Source organism: Tenacibaculum piscium (genome assembly GCF_021390715.1).
GTDB classification, from domain to species: domain Bacteria; phylum Bacteroidota; class Bacteroidia; order Flavobacteriales; family Flavobacteriaceae; genus Polaribacter; species Polaribacter piscius.
In genome coordinates, this window is sequence record NZ_JAJGWT010000003.1 from 64,573 (window position 1) to 76,504 (window position 11,932).

11 protein-coding genes are annotated in these 11,932 nt (G+C 29.5%); 7 read left to right on the forward strand and 4 right to left on the reverse strand.

The features are described from left to right. The first annotated feature begins 53 nt into the window (after positions 1 to 53). From L0U77_RS03965 to L0U77_RS03980, 4 genes are all read left to right on the forward strand, one after another. The gene (locus L0U77_RS03965; RefSeq protein ID WP_101916613.1) at positions 54 to 983 is read left to right on the forward strand and encodes a peptidylprolyl isomerase; all 930 of its coding nucleotides are present in this window, start codon (positions 54 to 56) and stop codon (positions 981 to 983) included. A 215-nt stretch (positions 984 to 1,198) separates the two neighbouring features. Beyond that, the gene (locus L0U77_RS03970; protein WP_233861399.1) at positions 1,199 to 1,819 is read left to right on the forward strand and encodes an energy transducer TonB; all 621 of its coding nucleotides are present in this window, start codon (positions 1,199 to 1,201) and stop codon (positions 1,817 to 1,819) included. A 209-nt stretch (positions 1,820 to 2,028) separates the two neighbouring features. Then, positions 2,029 to 3,153 carry an energy transducer TonB gene (locus L0U77_RS03975; protein WP_233897418.1) on the forward strand — a complete coding sequence of 375 codons (1,125 nt, stop codon included), beginning with the start codon at positions 2,029 to 2,031 and terminating at the stop codon, positions 3,151 to 3,153. Between the two features lie 178 nt (positions 3,154 to 3,331). After that, the gene (locus tag L0U77_RS03980) at positions 3,332 to 5,509 is read left to right on the forward strand and encodes a T9SS type A sorting domain-containing protein (protein WP_233900776.1); all 2,178 of its coding nucleotides are present in this window, start codon (positions 3,332 to 3,334) and stop codon (positions 5,507 to 5,509) included. 82 nt (positions 5,510 to 5,591) lie between these two features. Here L0U77_RS03980 and folE read toward each other — a convergent pair whose 3' ends face one another. From folE to nadC, 4 genes are all read right to left on the reverse strand, one after another. Continuing rightward, the gene (gene folE, locus L0U77_RS03985; RefSeq protein ID WP_193699759.1) at positions 5,592 to 6,284 is read right to left on the reverse strand and encodes a GTP cyclohydrolase I FolE; all 693 of its coding nucleotides are present in this window, start codon (positions 6,282 to 6,284) and stop codon (positions 5,592 to 5,594) included. Between the two features lie 44 nt (positions 6,285 to 6,328). Beyond that, on the reverse strand, positions 6,329 to 7,693 hold the full coding sequence (gene hisS / locus L0U77_RS03990) for a histidine--tRNA ligase (RefSeq protein WP_233900777.1): 1,365 nt from the start codon (positions 7,691 to 7,693) through the stop codon (positions 6,329 to 6,331). Positions 7,694 to 7,756: 63 nt separating this feature from the next. Further along, entirely contained in the window at positions 7,757 to 8,686 is a 930-nt protein-coding gene (locus L0U77_RS03995) for a YihY/virulence factor BrkB family protein (RefSeq protein ID WP_101916619.1), read from the reverse strand. Between the two features lie 78 nt (positions 8,687 to 8,764). Then, the gene (nadC, locus tag L0U77_RS04000) at positions 8,765 to 9,625 is read right to left on the reverse strand and encodes a carboxylating nicotinate-nucleotide diphosphorylase (RefSeq protein WP_101916620.1); all 861 of its coding nucleotides are present in this window, start codon (positions 9,623 to 9,625) and stop codon (positions 8,765 to 8,767) included. Between the two features lie 79 nt (positions 9,626 to 9,704). On the opposite strand from nadC, the gene rlmH reads away from it, so the two are divergent. The 3 genes from rlmH to L0U77_RS04015 all read left to right on the forward strand — a co-directional run bounded on the left by rlmH (position 9,705) and on the right by L0U77_RS04015 (position 11,914). Next, a complete protein-coding gene (gene rlmH, locus L0U77_RS04005) occupies positions 9,705 to 10,178 on the forward strand; it encodes a 23S rRNA (pseudouridine(1915)-N(3))-methyltransferase RlmH (protein ID WP_233861395.1) in 474 nt (157 codons plus the stop codon). Between the two features lie 123 nt (positions 10,179 to 10,301). After that, entirely contained in the window at positions 10,302 to 11,162 is an 861-nt protein-coding gene (locus tag L0U77_RS04010; protein ID WP_233883517.1) for a coiled-coil domain-containing protein, read from the forward strand. Between the two features lie 161 nt (positions 11,163 to 11,323). Further along, positions 11,324 to 11,914 (forward strand): non-canonical purine NTP diphosphatase, encoded by a 591-nt coding sequence (locus L0U77_RS04015; protein WP_233883518.1) that lies wholly within the window; start codon positions 11,324 to 11,326, stop codon positions 11,912 to 11,914. The last annotated feature ends 18 nt before the right edge of the window (positions 11,915 to 11,932 follow it).

Sequence of the window (11,932 nt, forward strand, 5' to 3'; positions counted from 1 at the left end):
GATAATTTTTTGAGAAAAAGTTTTTTGAATATTAATTAAGATAATCTAACAAAATGAATAACGGAATTTACGCAAAATTTAAAACATCAAAAGGAGATATTCTAGTAAACTTAGAATACCAAAAAACCCCAGGAACTGTAGGTAACTTCGTTGCTTTAGCCGAAGGAAATTTAGAAAATACTGCAAAACCACAAGGAACACCATATTATGATGGCTTAAAGTTTCACCGTGTAATTGCTGATTTTATGATTCAAGGTGGTTGTCCTCAAGGAACAGGAACTGGAAATCCTGGATATAAATTTGAAGATGAATTTCATCCAGATTTAAAACATGATGCACCAGGGAAATTATCGATGGCAAACGCAGGACCTGGAACAAATGGCTCTCAATTTTTTATTACGCATACAGCAACGCCACATTTAGATGGTAATCATACTGTTTTTGGAAACGTTGTTGAAGGACAAGATATCGTAGATGCTATCGCTCAAAATGATACCATGGATGTTGAAATTATTCGTGTAGGAGAAGATGCTGAAAAATTTAATGCCGTAGAAGCTTTTAGAACTTTTGAAGGTTCTCGTGAAAAACGTGAAGCAGAAGAAAAAGCAAAACAAGCTGAATTATTAGATTCTGTAGCTAAAGGTTATGACGAAACTCCATCAGGATTACGTTATACTATCTTACAAAATGGAAACGGAAAACAAGCTACCAAAGGTGCAAATGTTTCAGTACATTATAAAGGACAATTATTAGATGGAACTGTTTTTGATTCATCTTACAAACGCAAGCAACCAATTGATTTTGCTGTTGGTGTTGGGCAAGTAATTGCTGGTTGGGACGAAGGAATTTTATTATTAAAAGTTGGTGACAAAGCTCGATTTGTAATTCCATCGAACTTAGCATACGGAAAAGCTGGTGCTGGAGGTGTAATTCCTGCAAATGCAACCTTAATTTTTGATGTAGAATTAATGGATGTAAAATAATTTTTACCACATAATATTCCTGATTTTTTCTCAAAATTTTAATACTAATTTTTAAGAAAAATAAAAAAATAAAAACGTACTATTTTAATAGTACGTTTTTTTATTTACATTAAATTAACTATAAATTAACCCAAAAACTACATTTACTTAAAACTAAAACAAGTTTACTTCCTCATCTTTACAGTGTTAAAAAAAACTAGCCAAAACTCCTAAAAATGAAAAATGCTCCCCTATTTATCTTATTCTTTATTTTGAATTTTCTAAATACTTACAGTCAAAAAAAAGTATGTGAAGCTCCAAAAGAAGAAATTGTTGATTTAAATGAAATCTCTATAAAAAAATGTGATGTCGACAAAAAAAATACTCGTATAATATCAAAAACAAATATTACTAGAAAAAGAGTTAATAACAGAGCTAGAAAAAAAGCAGACCACTTAAATACTAACGGAAACATCGTTAAAAAAAATAGCTCCAATTCTAAAGAAGTTCTATTTACTTTAGTTGAAGAAATTCCAATGTTTGAATCATGTAAAAAAATAGACAAAGAAACTGATATAAAATGCTTTAAACAAAAGATTAACGATCATATATCTAAAAATTTATATGCCGAAGATTATATTCCTGAAAATAGTAGTATTAAAGTATATATTCAATTTAGTATCGATGTTTACGGAAAAATAACTGACTCTCAAATAAGAAGTCGTCAAAATAACCAACGATTACACAAAGAATTAGATAGAATCATTAAAAAATTACCTCGCTTTAACCCAGGAAAAGAAAAAGGATTACCAGTGATTGTAAGCTATGCATTTCCACTAAATTTAACATCTAATTAGCATAAAAAAATAGCTTTTTAAATAAAATAAAAAATATAAAATAGTTTTAAGAAACATAATTTTAACAGTCTACTTCTCTTATTAACCGCTAAAATCATCATAATTAACACTTTAATTAAACAAAAAACAGAAATATTTTTGTATTTCTGTTTTTTTATGTATACATTTACAATATTACCAAATTGTAAATAACTAAAAAGAGCGTGACTATGATGAAATCTATCTTACTAATAACAGCAATGTTTATGGCTGTTATAACTTTTGCTCAGCAAGAAAAATGTACGTCTCCTGATGAATCGATTGCAGATCCTAACAGTATTACTAAATGTGCTGTAAAAGACACAAAAGATGGAGTAAAAAAACAACTTTCTATAAAAGTATCTACTAGAAGACGTATCGTACGCAAAAAAAATGAAGCAGTTGCTGCTATCGGAGGAGCTACGACTTCCCAAAAAGTTGCGAACATCAAAAAAAATAACCTCTTAGTTGGTAAATTAGAATTAGACGACCATGCTGAAACTATTGAACGAATCCCTTTTAACCTTGTAGAAGAAATTCCTTTATTTTCAAAATGTAATAATGTGCCTTTAATTAAACAAGCAAAATGTTTTGAAACACAAATGTCTAAACATATTATAAAAAACTTTGTGTATCCAGAAGATGCGATTAAAGCAGGTATTCAAGGACGAGTTTTGGTACAGTTTACCATTGATGAACAAGGGAGCGTAAATAGTCTTCAAATTAGAGGACCTAAAAACGGTGCTTCTCTTGAAAAAGAAGCAAATAGAATTATTAGCAAATTACCTAAATTTATCCCAGGAAAACACAACGGAAAAAGCGTAAAAGTTAAATATGGAATTCCAATTACTTTTAAACATCCAAATCCTAAATTAGTTCTAAATTCAAGTGTAAACAACAAAAAACAAACCGTAAAAAAAATCATTACAGAAGATAGTAAAATAATTACAGACTTTATTAAATTTAGTGATGTTGAAAGTATTCCAAATTTTAAAGCCTGCTCAAAAGTAGCCGATACAGAAAAAAATAACTGTTTTAATGAAAGAATGATTAGTCATATTCAAAGAAACTTTAACTATCCAGAACAAGCAGCTATTCAAAATATTGAAGGTAGAGTTTGGGTACGTTTTATTATCGATACACAAGGGAAAATTCAGAATATAAAAATGAAAGGTCCTAAAAATGGCGAATTATTAGAAGAAGAAGCTAGAAGAATGGTTTCTAAGCTTTCAACCTTTATTCCTGGAACACAAAATGGTAAACCAGCAAATGTTGAATATTTTATTCCTATTAATTTCACCTTAGAAGCTCATTAAAATAATTTATCAACATAAAAAATAAATTTAAAAACCTGAACAATAATGTTCAGGTTTTTTACGTCTTAATTCACAGCTTACTTAAAAAAATAACCTATAACTAGCAATTAATTAACACTTGATATCTGTTTTATAAACTATGTTTGTACTGAAAAGATAAAATTATAAACATAATGCTATGAAACACACTTACTTTTTAAAAGTACTTTTAGGAGTTCTTTTTTTAACGTTAATTAATATAAATGCAAGAGCTCAATCTGCTGGTAGTCTTGTTTTTGTTGGCTTCAATGCCGATGGAGATAAAGATTTATCCATCGCTACACTTGCTGATATCCCTGCAAATTCCACCATTTATATTACAGATAAAGAACTCGATAATACAGGAAAATTCACCAATGGAGAAGGATATTTAACTTGGCTTACAGGTACTAAAAATATTGATGCTGGTACAATTATTAACTTTACAGATATTGATAATGTAACGAATCTAAATTTTGGAGTTTCTATCGGAAGTATTACCAGAAATGGACGCTTTAATTTAACGACAACTACAAAAGACGGTCTTTTTATTTATCTAGGAACGGACGCTAATACGCCTACTACTTTTATCACTGCGATTCAAATTGGAAATGACCCAACACAACTTGGAACATACGACGCAGACGGAATTACCCTAACAGGAACTGGTTTACAAAAAGGAAAATCTATTATTATTTTTGATGCTTCTGCCACTCCTGATGGCGCAATATATAAAGGTGATAAAGTAGGACAAGCCACTCTTTCTAATTATTATTCCTTAATCGCTGATGTTAAAAATTGGAAAAATGTTGTAAATGGAAATGGTGAAGATTTACTACCTTTTTCTACCAAAAAATTCTCGATAATTAATGCTACTTGGAATGGAAATATAGATACAAATTGGACTACAAAATCAAACTGGACTCCTGAAAATATCCCCACAGAAACAAGTGATGTTTTAATCCCAAATGGCTTAACAAATTATCCAACAATAAATGCACCAATCACGATAAAAGGAATTAAATTAGAATCTGGTGCTTCTTTAATTGCAAATGCAAAAGTTACAGGAACGATTATCTATCAGCAAGATTTAAATACAAATTGGCACTTAATTTCAAGCCCGCTCAATGGAGAAACTATAGAGAATTTAATTAACAATCACAATTTTGCAAAAGGTTCTGCAGCTGGTAGAATTGGAATTGCTCCGTATCAAAATGAAAAAAATAAATGGCTATACCAAAATAAAGCATCCGAAGGAAATATTGAAAAAGGAACTGGTTTAACTGTAAAATTAATCACTGCTGGAAAACTGAAATTTTCAGGAAACATCAATGATAAAACCATACATACAAATATATCAAAAAATAAAAATGGTTATAATTTAATCGGAAATCCTTATACTTCACACTTAAATACGGCTACTTTTTTAACAGAAAACAGCAATATTCTTGCTTCTCAAACCATTTGGATATGGAATGGAAACAATTATGAAACAAAAGTTACTACCGATAATTATATCATAGCTCCAACACAAGCTTATTTTATTGATGCCAAAACTACGGGTACTGTTTCTTTTGATATCAAAAATCAAGAACATCAAAAAACAAACACTTCCCATAAAAAAAACAGACCCGAAATACAATTAACAGCAACCAATAATAACAAAAAAAGTAATACTAAATTATATTACATAAACGGTACAACTACAGGTTTTGATAACGGTTATGATGGTGCAGAATTTGGCGGAGTTTCTTATGATTTTTCAATTTGTAGCCAATTAGTTTCTGAAAATAAGGGACAAAATTATGCTATTCAATCTTTGCCTATAAATAATATGGAAAATACCGTAATTCCAATAGGCTTAAAAGCGAATTCAGGAAATGAAATAACATTTTCAGCAAATTCTATCAATTTACCAAGCAATGTAACTATTTATCTTGAAGATAAAATCAATAATAATATCATTAATTTATCCGAAGAAAATTATACAATACAGTTGAAAAATAATAGTACTGGAATCGGGCAGTTTTACCTACACACTAAAACTGAAAAATTAAAAGAAAATACACCACAAAAAATAATAACAAAAGCATCTATAAAGATTTATGCATCTAAAGATAATAGCATTAAAATTTCAGGTTTACAAACTGAAAATGCTTCAATAAACATGTATTCAATAGTAGGAAAAAAAGTGTTTTCTACAAATTTAACCTCAACCGTTACTGCTTTGAAACAAATTCAGGAAGTTAATTTACCGAAATTAACGAAAGGTATTTATATTGTTGAAGTAATTTTAAATTCTGATAAAAAAATCAGCCAAAAAATTATTTTAGATTAAGAAAAAATAGACAAATCAAAAAAGCGTTTAACTTAAAAATTTTTAAGTCAAACGCTTTTTTTTAGTTAAAAATATATATATTTTAATTAAAATCGGTATTCATTTTTAGATAATCTAAAAATTCACGTTTGGTATTTTTTTCTTTGAATTTACCCCCAAATTCGGCGGTAACTGTTGAACTTTCAATATCTTTAATTCCTCTTGAATTTACACACAAATGTTTTGCATCAATAACACAAGCTACATCTTGCGTTCCTAATGCTTCTTGCATTGCTTGTACGATTTGCATGGTTAAACGCTCTTGTACCTGTGGTCTTTTAGAAAAATATTCGACAAGACGATTCATTTTAGATAAACCGATAACTCTTCCTCCAGAAATATACGCTACGTGCGCACGTCCTATAATTGGCAATAAATGATGCTCGCAAGTTGAATATACGACGATATTCTTCTCCACCAACATTTCGCCATAATTATAATTATTTTCAAAAGTCGATGCTTTTGGCATGTTAGCAGGATTCAATCCCATAAAAATTTCGTTTACAAATGATTTTGCAACACGTTTTGGTGTTCCTTGCATACTATCATCTGTTAAATCCATTCCTAAAGTTTCCAGAATATCTTTTACACTTTCTTGAATTTTAGCTATTTTTTCTTGGTCAGAAAGATCAAAAGCATCATCTCTTAAAGGGTTTTTTGCCGAGGTTCCTACATGATTATCTCCTATATCATCAATTCGTTCGTCATTCATTTTGTTGTTGTTCACTTCAAACATTTCTTTCTTTTATTAAGACGTAAATTTACAACATTGTAATTAATTTACGATATTATTTTTTTCAATTCGGCTAAAGAACAAGTAGTTTGCTCTCCGTTTATCATATTTTTTAAGACAAATACATCGTTCTCAACATCAGTAACAACAAATTCTATGCCTCTACTACTTACGTATTTCCATTGTTTCTTTTGTTGTTTATTACTCGTTGCGGTATCAGGATATAATTCTGATTTTATATTGTTTTCTCTTAAATTTTTAATTGCTTTTATTTTTGATAAATTCTCTGATGCCTCAAAATTTAAAAATAATACACGAGGTTTTGGCAATTCAACAGTTTCAAACAGGTTTAACTCTTCCATAACTAAGTAAATTCTGTCTAATCCGAAAGAAATTCCAACGCCTGAAACATCTTTTAATCCGAAGATTCCTGTTAAATCGTCATAACGACCTCCACCACCGATAGAACCCATTTTTACTTCTTTTGGTGCAGAAACTTCATAAATTGCTCCTGTGTAATAATTTAAACCACGTGCCAAGGTTACATCTAATGCTAATGTTGCTGATGCTAAGCCTAATTCTTGAATCATATTTACAACGGTTCGCAATTCTTCAACGCCTTTTAAACCTTCTTCGGAAGCTTGTAACATTGCTTCTAAATCGTTTAATTTATCTTGATTTGTTCCTGAAAAACTAAATAACGGTGCAACTTTTTCGATGGCATTTTCAGAAATTCCTTTTTCGAGCATTTCTTTGACAACGCCTTCTTTTCCGATTTTATCTAATTTATCAAGGGCTACCGTAAAATCGATTAATTTATCTTTTGCACCAATAACTTCTGCAATTCCTGATAATATTTTTCGATTATTAATTTTGATAGTCGTACCGTGTAAACCTAACTTACTAAAAACGGTATCATATAATTGCACAAATTCAATTTCTTGCAATAATGATGTACTTCCAACGACATCGGCATCACATTGATAAAATTCTCTAAAGCGTCCTTTTTGCGGACGATCAGCTCTCCAAACAGGTTGAATTTGGTATCTTTTAAATGGAAAGGTAATATCATTTTGATGTTGTACAACGTAACGTGCAAATGGCACTGTTAAGTCGTAACGCAATGCTTTTTCGGAAATTTGAGCCGTTACTTTTTGGCTATTTTTTTCTGATAATAATTTTTCATCTGCTTTATTTAGATAATCTCCAGAATTTAAAATTTTAAAGATTAATCGGTCTCCTTCTTCCCCATATTTTCCCATTAAGGTTGATGAGTTTTCGAAACTTGGTGTTTCAATAGGTTGAAATCCAAAGTTTTCAAAGGAATGTTTGATAACATTAAATATATAATTTCTTTTCGCAACTTCTGTTGATGAAAAATCTCTTGTTCCTTTTGGAATTGATGGTTTCATAATTGATGGTAATTTTTTACTTTAATACAAAGTTATGTGCAAATATCTAAATTTATCGTTAATTTATAAAGTTTTATGCGTACGTTTTAATCGATAAATCGATGCGTTTAATTCGAAACCTAACAATAAAATAATGGCGTTTATCCAAATAAAGAGCATCAGGATTAAAAGTGCGCCAATCGAGCCATATAATTGATTATAATTTGAAAATTCCACGACATAAATCCCGAAAATATAAAAGGTAAATAAGGATAAAACAGTGGTTAAAATAGCTCCTGGAGAAAAGAATTTCACTTCCTTTCCTTGCGTTGTTCCAAAGCGAAATAACAACGAAACAATCGTGAAAATCATAATTAAAAATAACAAGCCTCTCCCCCAATAAAATAAGTTTAAATCATCAGTATGCAACCAGCCTGTATTGTCAATTCGAACCAATGCAATTTGATATAAAATAATTAAAACAACCGTTATTATTAAGAAAAATGACATCAACAAAGAAACGCCCAATGAAATAAAATAGGCTTTAAAAATACTTCTCATTTCTTTGATATGATACGAATATTCAAAACCTCCAAAAATAGCATTTACGCCGTTAGTCATTAAAAAAATAGACGCTAAAAATCCAAAAGATAACAAGCCTCCATACTGATTATTAATAATATCTTTTAAGACAAAATCTACGGCATCAAAAGTTTTGGGCGGTAACATTTCTTGAATTAATCCAAACAAATTTTCTTGAAATCCATCAATCGGAATGTATGGAATCAGTGTTAAAATAAACAGCATAAATGGAAAAATCGCCATAAAAAAACTGAATGCAATCCCTCCTGCTCTGGTTGTTAAAGCACCTTTTACAATTCCGATAACATATAATTCCAGAATATCATATAATGACATTCCGTGCAATGCTGGAATTTTAATTTTCTTCAAAAAAATCACAAATAAATTTAATACTGGTATTTTCTCCAATTTATTTTCTATCTGTTTGGTCATAATGTTTTTTTGATTGCTTTTATTTTGGTTGCCTTTTTATTTAAAAAACAGTAATTAAATATTGATTAAAATATACGATTAATCAACAGCTTTTAAGCTTAAATCCAAATTATACACCGAATGCGTTAAAGCTCCTGATGAAATAAAATCAACGCCACAATCGGCATATTTCCGAATGGTTTCTTCGGTAATTCCTCCTGATGATTCGGTTAAACAAGTATCGCCAATTAGAGCAACTGCCTTGCGTGTATCTTCATAATTAAAATTATCAATTAAAATTCTGTAAACACCTTTATTGGCTAAAATTTCTTTGATTTCTTCTAAACTTCGTGCTTCTACGATAATTTTAATATCCAGATTTTTTTCGGCTAAATATTTTTTAGTTTTCGTAATTGCTTGGGTAATTCCGCCCGCAAAATCAATATGATTATCTTTAATCATGACCATATCGTACAAGGCAAATCGATGATTTTCACCACCGCCAATTTTCACTGCCCATTTTTCTAAAGCACGAATTCCTGGCGTTGTTTTACGAGTATCTAATATTTTTGTTTTTGTTCCTTTTAATAAATCGGCAAAAAAAGCCGTTTTTGTAGCAATCGCACTCATTCGTTGCATCGCATTTAAAACCAAACGTTCCGCCATTAATATCGATTGTGATTTTCCTGAAACATAAAAAACAATGTCGCCATATTTTACCGATTCCCCATCATTTATAAACGTTTCTACTTTCAAATCAGCATCAACATAGTTGAAAACCTTTTTAGCAAATTCAACGCCAGCGATAATTCCTTGATCTTTTACCAATAATTTTGCTTTTCCAACAGCATCTGCAGGAATACAAGATAATGACGTGTGGTCGCCATCACCAACATCTTCTCGAATCGCATTGGCAATAATTAAATCTAATTCTGTATTAAATTGTTCTTTTGATATCATATTTTTTATGCTTTTCTGTTCTCTTTAATTATCTTGTAAAAATACAAATTTCGTAGTTGATAATTCATAATTTTGCTGTATGAAAATAAAACTACTTGCCATCGGAAAAACAGATGATAAAAATTTAATGCAATTAATTGAAACCTATCAAAACAGGTTAAAACATTATATTAAGTTTGAATTGGAGATTATTGCAGATATCAAAAATGTAAAAAACCTAAGCGAATCGGAACAAAAAGAAAAAGAAGGCGCGTTGATTTTAGCCAAATTACAACCAACTGACCAACTAATTTTATTAGATGACAAAGGAAAACAACATACTTCTGTGGAGTTTTCACAGTATTTACAGAAGAAAATGAATTCAGGAATTAAACAATTAGTATTGGTTATTGGCGGTCCTTATGGTTTTTCTGATGCCGTTTATCAAAAAGCAACGGGAAAAATATCACTCTCAAAAATGACCTTTTCACATCAAATGATTCGTTTATTTATTGTCGAACAACTTTATCGAGGGTTTACCATTTTACGAAATGAACCGTATCATCATGAATAATGTTTCAACAGTTTTCAAAATTTTTTAGTCTTTTTTTAACACTAAAAAACTGTTTTTAACCTTCTAAAACGATAAATTTGTCATCCCAAAAAAATTAACAAAAACAAATATAAATACATTATTATGAACACATTAAAAATTATAGCAACCACTATTTTTTTAACTTTTATTCTTGGGATACAACAAACAACTGCTCAAAATGAAATTAAAACATTAAAAAATAAAATTAGTGCCGACGAAGAAGTATTAATGAGCGGTATTAAAGCCTTAAAACGTGTAAATGCCAATCTAGAAAACTTTAAAAAAAGTAGAAAAGCAACTAAAGAAAATATTGCTAGAAAAGAATATATTGTTAATAATATACAAGAAAAATTAACAAAACTGAATGCTAAAATTGACCGTCAAAAAGAAGAACTACTTGCTCTTGAAATAAAATCATCAAAAACAATAGAACAACCCAAAAAAGAACAAGAAATTACTGTAAAAAATAAAAAAATAAAACCTACTGAAAAACCAAAAAAAATAAACGTAACCAAACCGATTCAAAACACAAATAACACAATTAATGAATTAGCATTACGTAAACAAAAACTAGAAGAGGCTCGTATAAAACTAGAAGAAGAACGCAAAGCAAAAGAAATTGCCTACTTAAAAGAACAAGAAACATTACATTTAGAAGCTGAAAAACTAAAACAATTAGGGAACCAAATTAAGGCAGAAGAAAAATCTATCATTAAAGAAAAAGGAACGTTAATTAGCGATTATGAAGATGCTATTAGTATCAATCAAGAAATTTTAATTAGTGGAAAAGAAGGCTTAGCCAGAATGAAAACTAAATTAAAAAATGCTAAATTAGACCCAACAACCTCTAAAGAAAGTATTACTCGTAAAGAAGCTATTATCATTAAAATTGAAGAACGCTTAAACAATATACAAGCTGAAATAACAGCCAAAGAACTAGAATTAGCCAAATTAAAAAAATAATACTTTTATTTTAGATAATTTATCAAACAAGTTTCAAAAAAAGACGAAATATAACTGTTATATTTCGTCTTTTTTTGTTTCAGTGAATTTTGATGAATTAAAAAACAATACATTTGTTTATCTAAAATTTTAAACTACTTTTTAATTATTATTTTAATTTTATGAAACTTGTTTTTGCCACAAATAATCTAAATAAATTAGCCGAAGTACAAAAAATGCTTCCGAATTCTATTGAGTTACTTTCTTTAAAAGATATTCATTGTTTTGATGATATTGAAGAAACCGCCACAACTTTAGATGGAAATGCCAAAATTAAAGCAAACCATATTACTCAAAAGTTTGGCTTCAATTGTTTTGCTGATGATACAGGTTTAGAAGTCGAAAGTTTAGACGGACAACCAGGCGTTTATTCGGCACGTTATGCGGGTGAACCTTCTAATTCTGAAAATAATATGCAAAAATTATTGACAGAATTAAACAAGAATCAAGATGATAATAAAAATAGGAAAGCACAATTTCGAACGTCTATTTGTTTGAATTTAAACGGACAACAATTTTTATTTAACGGAATTTGTAAAGGCGAAATTTTAACCGAAAAACAAGGCGAAAAAGGCTTCGGATATGACCCAATTTTTCAGCCAGAAGGATTTCAAAAATCATTTGCACAAATGACATCCGAAGAAAAAAATACGATTAGCCATCGTGGATTAGCCATCAAAAAATTAATCGAATTTTTAAAAGCAAACGCTTAAATTAAATGCTTTATTAAA